The organism is Chryseobacterium sp. CP-77, from assembly GCF_036362765.1.
In the GTDB taxonomy this organism is placed as follows: Bacteria; Bacteroidota; Bacteroidia; order Flavobacteriales; family Weeksellaceae; genus Chryseobacterium; species Chryseobacterium cupriresistens.
Map to the genome: position 1 here is coordinate 140,495 of NZ_CP143637.1, position 15,379 is coordinate 155,873.

The 15,379-nt window shown below is 35.9% G+C and carries 17 protein-coding genes, 1 tRNA gene and 1 pseudogene; 16 read left to right on the plus strand and 3 right to left on the minus strand.

All coding sequences use genetic code 11. The features are described from left to right. Window positions 1-6: 6 nt before the first annotated feature. The 9 genes from V0410_RS00580 to V0410_RS00620 all read left to right on the plus strand — a co-directional run bounded on the left by V0410_RS00580 (window position 7) and on the right by V0410_RS00620 (window position 5,925). Window positions 7-552, plus strand: coding sequence for a DinB family protein (locus tag V0410_RS00580; RefSeq protein WP_330745867.1), 546 nt, complete (start codon window positions 7-9; stop codon window positions 550-552). Window positions 553-597: 45 nt separating this feature from the next. Continuing rightward, entirely contained in the window at window positions 598-1,104 is a 507-nt protein-coding gene (locus V0410_RS00585) for a methylated-DNA--[protein]-cysteine S-methyltransferase (RefSeq protein ID WP_330745868.1), read from the plus strand. 94 nt (window positions 1,105-1,198) lie between these two features. Further along, complete coding sequence (locus tag V0410_RS00590) at window positions 1,199-1,966, plus strand: isocitrate lyase/PEP mutase family protein (RefSeq protein ID WP_330745869.1); 768 nt, start codon at window positions 1,199-1,201, stop codon at window positions 1,964-1,966. Continuing rightward, on the plus strand, window positions 1,963-3,009 hold the full coding sequence (locus V0410_RS00595; RefSeq protein WP_330745870.1) for a bifunctional transcriptional activator/DNA repair enzyme AdaA: 1,047 nt from the start codon (window positions 1,963-1,965) through the stop codon (window positions 3,007-3,009). Before V0410_RS00590 ends, V0410_RS00595 begins: the two co-directional genes overlap by 4 nt. Before the next feature lie 56 nt (window positions 3,010-3,065). Further along, window positions 3,066-3,671 (plus strand): CDP-alcohol phosphatidyltransferase family protein, encoded by a 606-nt coding sequence (locus tag V0410_RS00600; protein ID WP_330745871.1) that lies wholly within the window; start codon window positions 3,066-3,068, stop codon window positions 3,669-3,671. 127 nt (window positions 3,672-3,798) lie between these two features. Beyond that, on the plus strand, window positions 3,799-4,401 hold the full coding sequence (locus tag V0410_RS00605; protein WP_062670647.1) for a DUF2911 domain-containing protein: 603 nt from the start codon (window positions 3,799-3,801) through the stop codon (window positions 4,399-4,401). Window positions 4,402-4,404: 3 nt separating this feature from the next. Beyond that, window positions 4,405-4,932, plus strand: a complete 528-nt coding sequence (locus V0410_RS00610; RefSeq protein WP_330745872.1) for a GNAT family N-acetyltransferase — start codon at window positions 4,405-4,407, stop codon at window positions 4,930-4,932. Then, window positions 4,929-5,300, plus strand: coding sequence for a cupin domain-containing protein (locus V0410_RS00615; protein WP_330745873.1), 372 nt, complete (start codon window positions 4,929-4,931; stop codon window positions 5,298-5,300). The genes V0410_RS00610 and V0410_RS00615 overlap by 4 nt, the downstream gene beginning before the upstream one ends. A gap of 244 nt (window positions 5,301-5,544) precedes the next feature. Then, window positions 5,545-5,925 carry a PEGA domain-containing protein gene (locus tag V0410_RS00620; protein WP_330745874.1) on the plus strand — a complete coding sequence of 127 codons (381 nt, stop codon included), beginning with the start codon at window positions 5,545-5,547 and terminating at the stop codon, window positions 5,923-5,925. Window positions 5,926-5,989: 64 nt separating this feature from the next. On the opposite strand, the gene V0410_RS00625 is transcribed toward V0410_RS00620, so the two are convergent. Both V0410_RS00625 and V0410_RS00630 read right to left on the minus strand, forming a co-directional pair. Continuing rightward, window positions 5,990-6,733, minus strand: coding sequence for a dienelactone hydrolase family protein (locus V0410_RS00625; RefSeq protein ID WP_330745875.1), 744 nt, complete (start codon window positions 6,731-6,733; stop codon window positions 5,990-5,992). 196 nt (window positions 6,734-6,929) lie between these two features. Continuing rightward, on the minus strand, window positions 6,930-7,361 hold the full coding sequence (locus V0410_RS00630) for a type I restriction enzyme HsdR N-terminal domain-containing protein (RefSeq protein WP_110011083.1): 432 nt from the start codon (window positions 7,359-7,361) through the stop codon (window positions 6,930-6,932). Between the two features lie 7 nt (window positions 7,362-7,368). On the opposite strand from V0410_RS00630, the gene holA reads away from it, so the two are divergent. From holA to V0410_RS00660, 6 genes and pseudogenes are all read left to right on the plus strand, one after another. Beyond that, window positions 7,369-8,406 carry a DNA polymerase III subunit delta gene (gene holA / locus V0410_RS00635; protein WP_330745876.1) on the plus strand — a complete coding sequence of 346 codons (1,038 nt, stop codon included), beginning with the start codon at window positions 7,369-7,371 and terminating at the stop codon, window positions 8,404-8,406. A 348-nt stretch (window positions 8,407-8,754) separates the two neighbouring features. Continuing rightward, window positions 8,755-9,699, plus strand: coding sequence for a thioredoxin-disulfide reductase (gene trxB / locus V0410_RS00640; protein ID WP_110011081.1), 945 nt, complete (start codon window positions 8,755-8,757; stop codon window positions 9,697-9,699). Between the two features lie 452 nt (window positions 9,700-10,151). Beyond that, window positions 10,152-11,186, plus strand: a complete 1,035-nt coding sequence (locus V0410_RS00645; RefSeq protein ID WP_330742961.1) for an IS110 family transposase — start codon at window positions 10,152-10,154, stop codon at window positions 11,184-11,186. Between the two features lie 403 nt (window positions 11,187-11,589). Beyond that, entirely contained in the window at window positions 11,590-11,802 is a 213-nt protein-coding gene (locus V0410_RS00650; protein WP_047431802.1) for a hypothetical protein, read from the plus strand. 140 nt (window positions 11,803-11,942) lie between these two features. Further along, window positions 11,943-12,027, plus strand: a tRNA-Ser gene (locus V0410_RS00655). Window positions 12,028-12,321: 294 nt separating this feature from the next. Next, window positions 12,322-13,696, plus strand: a pseudogene (locus tag V0410_RS00660) (site-specific integrase). Between the two features lie 51 nt (window positions 13,697-13,747). On the opposite strand, the gene V0410_RS00670 reads toward V0410_RS00660, so the two are convergent. After that, window positions 13,748-14,050, minus strand: a complete 303-nt coding sequence (locus tag V0410_RS00670) for a hypothetical protein (protein ID WP_330745880.1) — start codon at window positions 14,048-14,050, stop codon at window positions 13,748-13,750. A gap of 667 nt (window positions 14,051-14,717) precedes the next feature. Here V0410_RS00670 and V0410_RS00675 point away from each other — a divergent pair. Continuing rightward, window positions 14,718-15,323, plus strand: coding sequence for a recombinase family protein (locus V0410_RS00675; RefSeq protein WP_330745881.1), 606 nt, complete (start codon window positions 14,718-14,720; stop codon window positions 15,321-15,323). The last annotated feature ends 56 nt before the right edge of the window (window positions 15,324-15,379 follow it).

Below are 15,379 nucleotides of genomic sequence, written 5' to 3' on the forward strand. Positions count from 1 at the left end.
AACGTAATGAAAATTTCAACCTCAGAATTACTGGATGAATTAAAAAACAGGACAAAGCAGCATTTAGAGTTTGCTGAAATGTTGTCTTCAAAGACGGAACATGATCTGAATTTCAGAACTTCCGCAGACAGCTGGAGTACCTTGGAATGTCTGGAACATCTCAACCGCTATGGAAACTTTTATATTCCTGAAATCAACCGCACTATTTCTTCAGCAAAGAAGTCTTCTCAACTCTATTTTAAACCCGGAATTCTTGGAAATTATTTTGCTAAAAGTATGCTTCCCAAAGAGAAATTGAATACAATGAAAACGCTTAAACCCATGAATCCTATCCACAGCAATCTGGATAAAAGGGTAGTGGAAACATTCATAAAACAGCAGCAGAAAATGCTTGAGTTACTGGAAGAAGCACAATATATTGATCTGGAAAAAACAAAAACAAGTATTAGTATTTCAAAGCTGATCAAACTGAAGCTGGGAGATACTTTTCGTTTTGTTATTTATCACAATCAAAGGCATGTTGAACAGATAAAAAGAATTTTAACGGATTAAAAACAAGTTATGACTTCCAAAAAGCTTACTTTTAAACTAATGGAAATGATACACAAAAAAAATATATCAACTCCTTTGGGTGAAATGATCGCCTGTGCCGTGGATCAGGGAATTTGTCTGCTTGAATTTACAGACCGGAAGAATATCGAAAAACAGCTGAAGGCACTGTCAAAAGTTTTAAAAGCGGATATTGTAGAAAGAGAACATTTTCATTTTGTACAGCTGGAGAAGGAACTGAAAGAATATTTTGAGGGAAGAAGAACCCGTTTTGAAGTTCCGTTGTTTACCACGGGAACAGAATTTCAGGAGAAGGTCTGGCAGTTGCTGCGTGAAATTCCGATGGGAGAGATAAGAACCTACAAGCAGCAGTCAGAAATACTGGGAAACCCTAAAGCGATACGTGCCGTAGGAACAGCCAACGGAATCAATAAAATTGCGATTTTGATTCCCTGTCATCGTGTGATAGGCTCAAACGGTGAATTGGTTGGATATGCCGGTGGAATCTGGAGAAAACAAAAACTGCTGGAGCTTGAAAAGGCCATCTTATTTTAAACCAAAATTTACATTCGGAGAATTATAAAAAATAGGTGTCCATTTTTCGGTTGTAGAACAGGCAGTAATCTTTCTACTTTTGAATAAAAAAATTATGATCAGTTTTAAACAGTTACATCATGGTGAAGAACCGTTACTTTTGGGTAATGTATGGAATGTAGAAAGCGCAAAGGCATATGAAAAGCTGGGGTATAAAGCATTGGCAACCTCAAGTTCGGCAGTCGCGCTGAGTTTGGGATATGAAGATGGAGAGCAGATGACCTTTGAAGAATATTTTTATATTATCAAGAGGATCAGAGCTTCCGTTTCAATTCCTCTGTCGGTAGATCTGGAATCCGGATATGGTCTTGAAAATGATATGGTAGTTTCGAATATCCTGAAACTTATAGAAATTGGAATATCAGGGATTAATATCGAAGATACCAATGTTATTGACGGAATACGAGAACTGGTAAACAGAGATGTTTTCTATGAAAAATTAAAAGATATTTTTATCAAATTAGGAGAAAACAGAGGTAAGGTATTTATTAATGTACGCACAGATCCTTTTTTACTGAATATTGAAAATGCGCTGGAGGAAACTTTAGAGAGAATTAAACTGTGTGAAGAACTTAAAGCCGATGGCGTTTTCATTCCGGGCATGACAGCTGAAAACGACATCAGAACCATTACAGAAGCTACTTTTCTTCCCGTGAATGTTATGGCTCTTGCTGATTTACCCGATTTTGATACGCTTAAAGCATTAGGTGTAAAAAGAGTTACTTCAGGTGCTTTTATGTACAGACATATTTACAGGGAGCTTGAAAAAGCAAGTCAGAAAATTACAAACGTAAGAAGTTTTTCACCTCTTTTTATTTCATGATGGAACTTACAGAAAAAATAATGTACGAGGCATCTTATATCAAAGATGTTTCATTTGAAGGGATATTCTGGATGGGCGTAAAAACCACAGGGATATTCTGCAGACCGACCTGCACCGCAAGGAAACCGAAATTTGAAAATGTAGAATTTTTTTCCAATACCAAAGATGCAATGCTCAAAGGATATCGCCCATGTAAAGTGTGCAGACCTTTGGAAAATCTCAACGCTACTCCTCCATATATCAAAGATTTATTGAAAGAAATTGCCGACGACCCCGCGTTAAAGCTTAAAGATTATGATCTTGTAAAAAGAGGATTGGAACCCGCAACAGTCCGAAGATGGTTTCTGAAACACCATGGGATTACGTTTCATGCTTTCCAGAGAATGTCAAAACTCAATACAGCATTTAAAAAACTTCAACAGGGAGAATCGGTTACAGAGGTAGCATTTGACACAGGATATGAAAGTCTGAGCGGTTTTAATGAGAGTTTTAAAAATATTTTTGGAGTATCACCTAAGAATAATTCCATGGAAAAGATCATTGATCTGAAGAGAATAGAAACCATGCTGGGAACAATGATAGCCTGTGCCGATGAACATGGAATCTGTCTTTTAGAGTTTTCCGACAGAAAAGCACTTCCGACAGAATTAAAAAGTGTTGCGGAATATTTTAAAGCAAATATTATACAAGGGGAAAATCCTCATTTTGTTACGCTGGAAGAAGAATTGAAAGAGTATTTTGAAGGAAAAAGAACCGCATTTACAGTTCCTATTTCCCCTGTAGGAACAGCTTTTCAGAAAGAAGTCTGGACTATTCTTCAGGAAATTCCTTATGGTGCAACAAGAAGCTATCAGGAACAGGCAGATAGTATGGGAAATCCTAAATCCGTAAGAGCTGTAGCCAATGCGAATGGTCTGAATAAGATATCTATTATCATCCCTTGTCATCGCGTAATTGGCAGCAACGGACAATTAACGGGCTATGGAGGTGGAATCTGGAGAAAACAAAAGCTGTTGGAATTGGAAAAAGCTATTTTATTTTAGAATATATATAAAATATCCTTATATTTCGGAATTTATAATAAACCTGCCCACTTTTTATGAAATCAAAAATTCCGGATATCTTGATTTTTTCCAGACTGATTATTGGATTTGTCATCGTTTATTTAAGCTTTATTAAAGTAGAAAATTATCAGACAATTGCTGTTGTTCTTTTATCCATAGGCTTACTGACTGATATCTTTGATGGGATTATAGCAAGATATCTCGATGTCTCCACTCAGAAACTCAGACGTCTGGATTCTTCGGTTGATCAGATATTTTTTATATCAGTGGGAGTGGCTACGTATATCCAGTGCCCTGTTTTCTTTGAAACCAATGTTTACAAAATAAGTATTCTTGCAGGGGCTGAAGCTCTTATTTACGTGGTAAGCTTTTTAAAATTCAGAAAAGAAGTTGCTACCCATTCTATTGGTGCCAAGATCTGGGCTTTATTGCTTTTTGGAACATTGGTACAGGTAATTTTAGAATGCCGGTCCGTCGTTCTGTTTAATCTTTGCTTCTGGGTAGGGCTGCTAACCAGGGCAGAAATTATTGCTATTCTTTTATTATTAAAAACATGGACAAATGATGTTCCTTCTGTTTTTCATTCAATACAACTTAGAAAAGGGAAAACTATTAAGAAAAGTAAAATTTTTAATAGTTGATTATTTACTTTTTAAAAGGATTTGGTTAAAAATACCCGCATAGAAAAATATCGGTAAAACAAATTTTAACGAAGTTTATGAAAGCTATTTCGCTCTGAATTTTGTAATTTTAAACAAAAATTTACACGTGAAAAAGTTACTAGCAGCAGTTTGCATTTCAGTTTCAGCATTCAGTTTTGCTCAGGATTATTCTGTGCCGGCAGCAAGTCCGCGCCAGAAGGTTGAGCAGCAGTTTTCAATGTCTAAAATTACCATTGATTATGGAAGACCGGGAGTGAAGGGACGTAAGATTTTCGGAGAACTGGTTCCTTATGGCCAGGTTTGGAGAGCAGGAGCTAACTCGTCTACGAAAATTACTTTCGGGCAGGCCGTTAACTTCGGAGGAAAAACAGTACCTGCAGGAACTTACGGTTTATTTATCGTTCCTACAGAAAAAGAGTGGAAAGTAATCCTGAATAAAGATTTCCAGCAATGGGGAGCGTATACGTATGATCCTAAGCAGGATGTAGTAGACGTTACGGTACCGGTGAATAAATTGACAGATAAACAGGAATGGTTTGAAATCACTTTAAATCCTACAGATGAAAACTCAGGAAACCTGGTGATCAAATGGGATATGGCTCAGGCGGAAGTTCCTTTGAAACCATCCAAATTAGACACTGTCATCAAGATTTCCGACAAGTTGAAAGAAATCAAGAAAATAGAATCAGACTCTACTAAAAAAGGCTAAGCAATGAATTTTTCTGTTCAACCTGTTTTAGAGAATGAAGAATTTCAATTAATCCCCTTACAGCAAGGGGATTTTGAATCTTTATATGAAGTAGCTTCCGATCCTAAAGTATGGGAACAGCATCCCAACAAAGATCGTTACAAGAGAGAAGTTTTCGAAAACTTTTTCAAAGGAGCTATGGAAAGTAAGGGTGCTTTCAAAATTATGGAGAAAGCAACCGGAGATGTACTGGGAAGCAGCCGTTATTATGATTTTAATGAGGAGGAGAACCATATTTTCATCGGCTACACTTTCTACGGAACAAAATCATGGGGAAAAGGAATTAATCCTCAGGTTAAAAAGCTGATGCTGGATTATATCTTCCGGTTTGTAGATAAGGTTCATTTTCATATCGGAAAAGAGAATTTCCGTTCGCAGACCGCTTTGGAAAGACTGGGAGGACAAAAAATAGCTGAAGAAGAAGTGGCTTATTTTGCAGAACCTACAAGAACCAATTTCGTATATGAAATTAAAAAAGAAGATTGGGTATGAAAAAATACAAAATCCAGCAGTCACCATTTATCGTTCCCACAACAGATGGAAAACTGATTGAAGAACATTGGGGAAATTCTACAGGGAATTCTACTATTTCTATTGCTCACATGGTAGCCCCTCCGGATTGGAGTGAGCCCCACCAGACTCCTGAATTTGATGAATTCACCTACATTATTTCAGGAAAAAAGCAATTTGAAATAGACGGAGAAATTGTTACATTGGAAAAAGGACAAAGTATCCTTATTGAAAAAGGAGCTAGAATCCGTTACAGCAATCCGTTTTCAGAACCTTGCGAATATCTTGCCATCTGCCTTCCTGCATTTTCTATGGAGCTGGTGCACAGGGAAGAAGAAGGTGTAGACTAAAAAAGCTGTTAAAAATAGAAAAAAGCAAATCTGCATACCAGTGGGTTTGCTTTTTTTATGCCCAATTTTCAAAAGACGATGCAACTTTATGGTATTGAGTCTTTTGAGACCAGATTTCAGGATGAAGGTACTGAAAACATTTGTCAATACTATATTTTTTAAAATATTTGCTCTGATTGATAGTACTGATTTTTGAATTATTTTGTAAGTTCGCGGACTTAAAAAAAATGAACAACTAAGATCTATGAAAAACAAATTATCAATTGTGCTGTCCCTGAGTATTGCGCTTTCTACCACTTCATGTGCAACCATTTTTACAGGAACTCAGGATCCAATAGCTTTTACTTCAAACCCTGAAGGGGCAAAAGTGTTTCACAAGGGAATAGAAAAATGTACAACACCTTGTACAACCAAAATTCTAAGAGGTTTGGGTAAGCAGATGGTTACATTTGAAAAAGAAGGATTCGAGAAGAAAGAAGTGAAGCTGACAAAAACTTTTAATGCCGTGACTTTACTGAATATTATTCTTGGAGGAGCAATAGGAGTGGGAATTGATGCTGCAACAGGTTCTCTTACCAAATATTCTCCCAAAAAATATGACGTGGAGCTTCAGGCTAAACCGTAATTAAGCTAACACTATAAAAGTAAAAAGGCAAATTCATTGATTCACGAATTTGCCTTTTTTATGTTTATTTCAAAATTTCTTTCAGGAACAGTAATGTGTGGTTCCATGCTCTTTTAGCCATTGTCGGATTATAATCCGGTGATTTCGGATCTGTGAAAGTATGTTTGGAATGGGCATACGTGATGATCTGCCAGTCGGCATTTCCATCGTTCATTTCTTTGATGAGGTTATTGTAATCTTCAGGCGTCACGCTTTTATCATCTGCCGGATTTTCAACAAGAATTTTAGCCGTCAAAGTTTCATTTTTTCTGCTCTGATCTCTGCCCAGGCTTCCGTGGATAGAAACAACACCCGCTACAGGAAGATGGCCTCTTGCCGATTCCAATGCTCCTGTACCGCCGAAACAGTAGCCGATTACCGCTACCTTATCAGAAATTGCTCCGTTTTTCTTCAGTTGTTCCAACGCCAGCGAAATTCTTTTCTGGTACTCCTGGTAATTCTGTTTGTAATACCCTGAGCTTTTTGCAGCAGATTCGTTATCTGCAGGAATTTTTCCTTCACCGTAAATATCAGCGATAAAAGCAATATACCCTTGCTTTTCGAGTTCAATAGCAGCTGCTTTAGCTTCTTCGTCTATACCTTTCCAGGCTGGGAGAATCAGTACTCCGGGAAGTTTTTTTCCTGCATTGGAAGTGATGAGACCATTAAGTTTCTGGGGACCGTCCTGGTAGGAAACAGGTTTAAGTTTTTGACTGAAAAGGGTTCCTGAAGCCATAATCATTGCGGTTAATAAGATGGAACGTATCATATTTTGTAATTTATTTTAATATAAACTACACTAATCCTTTCACAAATACAACCAATAACAATTGTGCAATTCGTGTAAAAATTTGTGATATTAGTGTTGAAAAGAAATCTTATCGAAATTAATAAAAATAACCCAGAAAGAATATTAATAGAATATTTTTTAAATCCTTTTCAGAAATTATCTGATGTGATAAGCCTTACTCAGGTCTGTAAAACTGATACTGTCCGTCTTCATAATAAGCATTGATGTGCTGCAAACCGTTTGTTAAAATAATTTCCCTGGCACCGATAATAGAATTGTATCGGGCAGTCTGTTCAAAAGTTTTTTCCGTTAATTTGATCTGGGGAGCTTTACATTCAATCAGAATTATAGGTTCTGTTTTTTCGGTAACCAGAAGGTCAATCCTTTTGGTAAGACCATTCAGGATAATTTTTTTTTCGGTAATCAGAGCCGATGTGGAGTAGGATTTTACAGTAAGATAATAATGTACCCAGTGTTGTCTGACCCATTCCTCAGGAGTGAGCAGAAGATAAGTTTTGCGGACCAAATCATAAATAAAAAACTTATCTTTGTCTTTCTTGAATTTAAAATCAAAAGTTTCCTGAAAATTCAGTTTTGGAAGTTCCATTAATAAGATGAAAGAATTAGATTTAATCCTCAAAAATATTAAAAATAAAGAAGTTTTACCTATTTATTTTTTCCACGGAGAAGAAGCTTACTTCATTGATGTCGCTGTAAAGGCTCTTGAACATAACTTTTTGGAAGAAGATGAAAAAGCTTTTAACCAAACAGTTACTTACGGAAAAGATACTTCTTATCAGGAAGTTCTTTCCCTGGCAAGACAGTTTCCGATGATGGGAGACAAGCAGGTGATTATTGTGAAAGAAGCTCAGGATTTACGATTCAATGAAGAGGAAAACAGAATTCTGGAATCCTATGTAGAGAACCCGGTGCCTTCAACGGTATTAGTTTTTGCCCATAAACACAAAAAACTGGACAGCAGAAAAAAAGCGGCCAAAGCTCTGGATAAAGCCAAAGCCCTTTTCCTTAGCGAATCTGTAAAGGAAAGCAACTTACCGAAATGGATTTCGGATGAATGTGCAAAGCTTAAAATCAATACAGCTCCCAATATTTCCCATCTACTGGCAGAATATCTGGGAAATGACCTGTCCAGAATTGCCAACGAGCTGAACAAGCTGAAGATGATCCTTAAAGAAGGAGAAATCCTTGATGGAACTATCGTTGAGAATCACATCGGGATCAGCAAAGAATATAATATTTTTGAGCTCCAGAAGGCGTTAGGAACTAAAAATGCCAATGCAGCTTTTAAAATTGCCCATTTTATGGGTAAAAACCCGAAGAATAATCCTTTTGTCATGATGCTGGCAAGCCTTTACAATTATTTTTCAAATGTTATTATTTATCAGACGATGGCGGGGCAATCTCCACAGACGATTGCTTCACAGATGGGAGTGAACCCTTATTTTATCAAAGACTACGCGGAAAGTGCCAGGCTTTATCCTCTGAAGCATGCCACAAGAGTGATTTCTATTCTTCGTGAATTCGATATGAAAGGGAAAGGACTGGGAGCGGTGAATATGGGAGAAGCTGAGCTGATCCGGGAACTTGTGTATAAGATCATCAATGTAGATAAGATTAAGATGAAGGTGTGAGGCGAGTTGCGAGATGCGAGATGCGAGGTAGCGAGTTGCGTGATGCGAGGTAGCGTGTTGCGGGATAGTGAGATTCGGGATATGATGGATAAAGGACATTAAAAAGTTTTAAATTTTCTGCCAATCTAAATTCCGTAACACAATAACCCGCATCCCGAAATCCCGAATCCCGCACCTCGCTACCCCGAATCCCGAATCCCGAACCCCGGAACTCACCCCACAACAGTTACCATCGAAATACAACATATCAGATATTGACAAGTATCATTAAAATAACTTTAAAAAGAAATTAAAAATTCCGAAATTAGCGGTCTAATTCAAATTAAATCTTTTCGAACAAAGCAAATTATGGAGCAAAACATTTTAGATTGTGTGATCGTTGGATCTGGGCCTTCTGGTTTCACAGCTGCTATCTACGCAGCAAGAGCAGACTTAAAACCTGAATTGTATACAGGTTTGGAGCCGGGCGGACAATTAACAACCACTACTGAAGTGGATAACTTCCCAGGGTATCCAGCCGGGATTACAGGTCCTGAAATGATGATGGATCTGCAAAAACAGGCAGAAAGATTTGATACCAAAGTTCATTACGAAATGATCACCAAAGCTGAATTCTCCAAAGAAGCAGGCGGTGTTCACAAATTATATGCAGGAAACAAAGAGATCCTAGCCAGAACAGTTATTATCTCTACAGGAGCTACAGCAAAGTATTTAGGTCTTGAAGATGAGAAAAAATATGCAGGAGGCGGTGTATCAGCTTGTGCTACGTGTGATGGTTTCTTCTACAGAGGAAAAGACGTGGTAGTAGTAGGCGCAGGAGATACAGCAGCTGAAGAGGCTACTTACCTTGCCAAACTTTGTAAAAAAGTAACGCTGTTGGTGAGAAAAGATGTTTTCAGAGCGTCAAAAGCAATGGTTCACAGAGTGGAAAATACGCCGAATATCGAAGTGAAATTCCACCATGAATTAATCGGGATTGAAGGAGAAAACAGCCTTGTAGAAAGAGCGGTAATCATCAACAATCAGACTCAGGAGAAATCTACAGTGGATGTGGAAGGGATTTTTATCGCCATCGGTCACAAACCCAATACAGATATCTTTGTGGGGCAGGTAGATCTTGATGAAAACGGATATATCGTGACTGAAAAAGGGTCTTCAAGAACCAATCTTCCGGGTGTATTTGCTGCGGGAGATGTTCAGGATCATATCTACAGACAGGCTATTACAGCTGCGGGAAGCGGATGTATGGCGGCAATGGATGCAGAGAAATATTTAGCTGAATTACACGGATAGTATTCAGTATTATACAATATAAAGCGTACCCACCGGGTGCGCTTTTTTGTTCCTATATCCCTGAGTTTTATTGGGTAATCGTAACGTCGCAAAGTTTTTTTCACTTTATGTATAATTTTAAAGCGTATGAATACTTCGACTTCGCTCAATATGAGATTTTCACCAAAGAATATATGTTATCAATTTTATCGGAGATAAAATCTTCCTATGTTTGTATAAGTTATAATTTTCCTTATCTCAATTATTATCTTAGCAATAAAGTGAATAAGGATGAGAGTTGAATAAAAATCCAATAGTTCAAAGAAACATATTCGGCGCAAGAAATCACCTCATCCTTTTTTATCTTTTAGAGTCAGAACAGAATGTAAGGAATTAAAAACAACTTTTAATATCCAGAATATCCAATTAGGAGAAAAGACGAAGGAAGATTCCTCACTTAAACAGAATAAAATATGAGAGTATTAAAACAAGTGGCAGGTATAGATGTAGCTCAACAAGAATTAGTAGTTACTTTAGGTTTTCTATATGAAGATCAGACTATAAAATTTATAGCTTATAAGGTATTTACAAATACAGATACAGGAATCCAATTATTGATTAATTGGGTTGAAAAACAAATTGTTGAAGGGCTGGAAATTCACTATATTATGGAAGCCACAGGGATTTATCATCAAAAATTTGCTTATTATCTGGCTGACAATAACAAAAATGTCTATATCGTTTTGCCTAATAAAATAAGCAGTTATATAAGAACTCTTGATATTAAAACGATAACTGATAAGAGTTGTTCTCAGGCTATTACTCAGTTCGGTCTTGAAAGAAAATTAAGTGTCTGGAAAAAGCCTGATCAGACTTATAATGAGCTGCAACAGCTGACCAGAGAGCGAGATCAAATTGTTCAGGAGCGGAGTGTAATAAAAAATCAACTCCATGCGGAAACTGTTCAAGCTCGTCCTCATTTAAAAAGTATAGAAAGAATGCAAGCTCGCCTGAATTTACTCAACGCTCAAGAAAAAGAAATAAAGAAAGATATCGATACTATTATCAATACTAATGCTGTAGTAAAACAATCGATAGAACGACTTACAACGATACCTGGAGTTGGTGTTTTAACTGCCGCTACTGTTTTGGGAGAGACCAATGGTTTTGAACTGATTAGAAATAAGTCTCAATTATCAAGTTATGCGGGTTTAGACGTTAGGGAAAAGCAATCTGGAACATCAGTAAAAGGTAAATCACGAATATCCAAAAAAGGAAATAGAAGCTTAAGAAAATGTTTGTTTTTACCTGCTCTAACAATTGTGAAGTGGGATGATAATTTTAAAGAAATTTACATAAGGCTGACCTCAAAACATGGAATAAAAATGAAGGCTCTAGTAGCGATCCAAAGAAAAATATTAGAATTGATCTATATTCTTTTTAAAAATGAAACGGTCTATGACAGTAAGTATAAATCAAAAAATAGCGTGAAAACTGAGATAGTATAGCACGCTACAGAGTCTAGCTCTGGGCCGACTTAAGAAACAAATTTACAAAAAAATAAATTTTATTTGCAGGTTAACACAGAATCTTGCGACTTACAACAGTATTTTTTAATATTACTTGCGCCTTTGCGCTTACAACATTCAACATTTCTCCATACCCAATATTCGATAAGAAATTAGATAAATAGCTTTATTTTCCAGAAATATTTCCAAAATCCTCATGACCATCTATATAACAACTGAAGACGTACACATTCCCTTCCTTTGGAGGGGTGTCAAAAATTCTTTGAATTTTTGACGGGGTGGTTAAAACTATACAATTGAGTAAAAGTGATAGATAAGTTATTATGATCATCTTGTTTTGCGTAAAGTAAAATCCCTAAATTAGCCCATAATCAAAAACAAAATGGAAACAAAAGTCATAAAAGTTAAACACGTTACCGGAACCTATATCATTGAAGTTCCCAATGGAGCCCTTAATGACATGAAAACACAGCTGGACAAATGCCTTAACGATGAACAGGGTGCTATTGTAGTAAAGGGAGAAGATGGAGATCAGTTTGTATATCCGTCCGATTTTTTAAAAAACAGTTTTATTTCCATTGTTGATCGGGAATAGGGAAGATTTTTAAAAAATAATTCCCCTGATTCCTAGTCTATTATTAAGTTTTGTTAAAATTTGTGTGGGAAAAGTTTTGCAGAAATTAAAAATCGTTCTATATTTGCACCACTGAAAACAACGGTATAGCCGGAGTTTAGGGAGAGTTGGCAGAGTGGTCGATTGCGGCAGTCTTGAAAACTGTTGACTGTAACAGGTCCGGGGGTTCGAATCCCTCACTCTCCGCAAGATGCGCAAACGTAAGTTTTCAAAAAGCATCAAAAAATATTTAAATCCTGCAAAATCAATGATTTGCAGGATTTTTTATTTATTGCAATTGCTGTAATTTTCAAAAATACTCCAAAAGTTTGTGGCAATTGAGTGGCAATTTTTAAATTGATCGAAAATTGCCATAGAAAGCAGCCTCAAAAAGCTGTAAAAATGCATTTAAACAATGTGTAATGAACACGTTGCAAATCTAAACATCTTGATTCAAGGAACTTTTAGTTTGACATTTATAACCTTAAAAAATGTTGAATTATGTTAGTAGAACAAAGCTATGGGCTCACTTTCTTTTTAAAGAGCTCAAAAAATGAAAAGATCCGCCATATTTATGTGCGGATAACTGTAGATGGTATTCCAAAAGAAACCTCTACGAAAAGAAAATGGTATCCCAACCGATGGGATCAGAAAGAAGGCAAAGCTGTGGGTACGAAAGAAGATGCAAAGATTATTAACCTTTTCCTGGAATCTTTAATGACTAAGATTAACAGCCACAGAACTGAGCTTATGAACAATGGTATTCCCATTACCTCTATTGATCTTATAAACTTCATAAACGGAAAATATAAACCAAGAAATAAGGTTCTTGAAGAATTTCAGGAACATAATGATGAGATGGGTAAATTGGTAGAGACCGGAGAATATGCCAAAGGTACACATGACCGTTATATCACCGCAAGGTCCCATGTTCAAGAATTTATCAAGTATCAATATAATAAAGAAGACATAGAGTTCAGAGCACTGAATTACGAATTTGTAAAGGATTATGATTTGTACTTAAAAACAGTAAGGAAATGTTCTAACAATACTTCATTGAAGTATATTAGCAATTTTAAGAAAATAGTATTAAGAGCTGTTGCAAAAGAAATTATTCCTAAAGATCCGTTTAAGCTATTTATTGGAAAGAAAACCAAGGTTAAAAAGAAGCCGCTGACAAAAGCTGAACTAAAACGAATTGAAGAAAAAGAATTTAGCTCAGAAAGATTGTCGGTAGTGCGGGATATCTTTGTTTTTCAGTGTTACACAGGACTGTCCTATATAGATGCTTTCCAACTCAAATGGGAAGATATTAAAGAAGCTAATGATGGAAGTGCCTGGATTATGTCCAGCAGGCAAAAATCAAAATCTGACACTGATATCCCACTCTTGCCTAAAGCGTTGGAAATTATATCGAAATATAAAGATAATCCATTATGCATAAAAAGAGGCACCGTATTGCCGGGTCGCTCAAATCAGAAAAATGAATGAGTATCTAAAGGAGATAGCGGTTTTATGTAATGTTAATGTAATACTTAATACTCATAAAGCACGACGTACCTTTGCCAGTACAGTTACCTTAAACAACGGTGTATCAATACACGTTGTTAAAGAAATGCTGGGTCATCATTCAGTGAAACAGACAGAGGATTATGCAATCACTGAACAGGAATCAATTGCTAGAGAAATGAAAAATCTTGAAGCCAAGCTAAGTGGTAAGAATAATTTCAATAGGGATCTGGTTAAACTTCTCGAAAAGCTCGAAAAAGAATTCCATGATTTAAAAAATACTCGGAACGCTTATTCAGAACTTTTTCTTGAAGAGAGATGTAATGCTTTTGAAAATATGCTCATTCAGGCGAAGGCTATTATTTAATAGAAACAATCCCCTCAATGCATAAAGTTTTGAGGGGATTGTTTTTCTGTGTCACCTTTTCTGTATAGACAGAATTTCTACTGTGCTGCGATAATCTGGATGATAAGATGGAATGTACTTAATGTATCCAAACTGCTGAAGCTGCTTAAAATATTTATGATAACTGGTTATTGTAGTGATATGCGAAAACTCCATAAGCTTTCTCCTGCTCACTCTGATAATCCATTTTTCATTTTGCTTGCAAGCAAGGCGGGCAATTGCCGTTAACAAAGCAATATGCCAAACATTCAATTTTGGATCACTTTGAATTTCATCAAGGAAATCAAACCAGTGCTGTATATCATTCCTTTTCATAATCAAATAGATGTTGAAGGTCGTCACAATTGTAATAATACGAGCCCAATAATTTCTTGAATCGAATTTTGCCAGTGATCCTGAGATTTTGTAATGTCGAAGCAGAAATATTCAGTTTTCTGCGAATTACCTTACTCCGCATCCAGCCAAATTCTTCATCCTCTCTTGAATTAGCTAGCTTAGATTTTAGTAGGTTCTCAATATCCGAAACTATTAGGTTTCTTAATGCTGTTAAATCATTTTTCGTTATTGTATCCATTTTTATAAATTTTGATTTAATTCAAAATTTAAACTTTGGATTTACAGATATTCTAAAAGAGGAAGTTACAGGCATATTTTTTCTTTGTATTTCTTATTGCCTGTGCAGGAAATTTAGAAAAGTGAGTTTTAAGTAGTCCAAGATGAACAAATGTCGAACCAGTTAGTTGCTGATTTGGAAATGTTGGCAGAATTAAATTCCTGATCTAAGTAAATTTTTTCTACTATTAATAAGCTTATATTAAGATTATTTCCCGTTGTAATATGTCATAAATAATTCGGTAGTATTTTGAGATTTTATAAGTGATCAGAGCTGATCACTTTATTTTTTCTTTTTATTTTCTCAAAATCTCATATCATAAAACAAAGTTTCATAAATTTATAGAGTATGAGTTTAATATAACAAAATATGAAAATAGGATATGCCCGGGTTTCAACCAAAGACCAAAATTTAGATTTGCAAATTGAAGCATTAGAAAAAGCAGGATGCGAGAGAATTTTTCAGGAGAAAATTTCTGGTGCATCAAAGAATCGTCCCGAACTTGATAAGATGATTGAGCAATTTAGAGAAGGTGATGAATTGTATGTTTGGAGATTGGACAGATTAGGTAGAAGTTTAAAAAACATTATTGATCTTGTATTAAGTCTAAGTGATAAAGGAATTATAATAAAAGGTCTTGTAGATGGAGTAGATACATCGACAATTAATGGGCGTCTATTTTTAAATCTTATGGCTTCTTTGGCTGAATACGAAAGAGAATTAATCAGAGAGAGAACTAATGCTGGATTGCAATCTGCAAGAGCAAGAGGAAGACTTGGGGGAAGACCTAAGGGGTATACTGCAGAAACAATTTCAAAGCTACTACTTCTACGTTCAATTTATAAAGATCCTACACTACGTCCGGAAGATATATACAAGCCATTTGGATTAACCAGAGCAACATTTTACAGATATGCTAAGATTTTAGACAATAATACCGATGAAGAAATAAAAAAGATGGGAGTTAAAAAGTAAATATTATAAAAATAATACTCTAACTAAAAATTTCTTTTTTTGTCATTTACGGTATG

Bases quoted from the DNA above. Each gene is read 5' to 3' on its own strand.
- V0410_RS00615 (WP_330745873.1), top strand. From the start codon at position 4,929: ATGAAAAAATACAAAATCCAGCAGTCACCATTTATCGTTCCCACAACA.
- V0410_RS00650 (WP_047431802.1), top strand. From the start codon at position 11,590: ATGGAAACAAAAGTCATAAAAGTTAAACACGTTACCGGAACCTATATC.
- V0410_RS00585 (WP_330745868.1), top strand. From the start codon at position 598: ATGATACACAAAAAAAATATATCAACTCCTTTGGGTGAAATGATCGCC.
- V0410_RS00675 (WP_330745881.1), top strand. From the start codon at position 14,718: ATGAAAATAGGATATGCCCGGGTTTCAACCAAAGACCAAAATTTAGAT.
- V0410_RS00620 (WP_330745874.1), top strand. From the start codon at position 5,545: ATGAAAAACAAATTATCAATTGTGCTGTCCCTGAGTATTGCGCTTTCT.
- trxB (WP_110011081.1), top strand. From the start codon at position 8,755: ATGGAGCAAAACATTTTAGATTGTGTGATCGTTGGATCTGGGCCTTCT.
- V0410_RS00645 (WP_330742961.1), top strand. From the start codon at position 10,152: ATGAGAGTATTAAAACAAGTGGCAGGTATAGATGTAGCTCAACAAGAA.
- V0410_RS00590 (WP_330745869.1), top strand. From the start codon at position 1,199: ATGATCAGTTTTAAACAGTTACATCATGGTGAAGAACCGTTACTTTTG.
- V0410_RS00610 (WP_330745872.1), top strand. From the start codon at position 4,405: ATGAATTTTTCTGTTCAACCTGTTTTAGAGAATGAAGAATTTCAATTA.
- V0410_RS00670 (WP_330745880.1), bottom strand. From the start codon at position 14,050: ATGAAAAGGAATGATATACAGCACTGGTTTGATTTCCTTGATGAAATT.
- V0410_RS00580 (WP_330745867.1), top strand. From the start codon at position 7: ATGAAAATTTCAACCTCAGAATTACTGGATGAATTAAAAAACAGGACA.
- V0410_RS00625 (WP_330745875.1), bottom strand. From the start codon at position 6,733: ATGATACGTTCCATCTTATTAACCGCAATGATTATGGCTTCAGGAACC.
- V0410_RS00595 (WP_330745870.1), top strand. From the start codon at position 1,963: ATGATGGAACTTACAGAAAAAATAATGTACGAGGCATCTTATATCAAA.
- holA (WP_330745876.1), top strand. From the start codon at position 7,369: ATGAAAGAATTAGATTTAATCCTCAAAAATATTAAAAATAAAGAAGTT.
- V0410_RS00600 (WP_330745871.1), top strand. From the start codon at position 3,066: ATGAAATCAAAAATTCCGGATATCTTGATTTTTTCCAGACTGATTATT.
- V0410_RS00630 (WP_110011083.1), bottom strand. From the start codon at position 7,361: ATGGAACTTCCAAAACTGAATTTTCAGGAAACTTTTGATTTTAAATTC.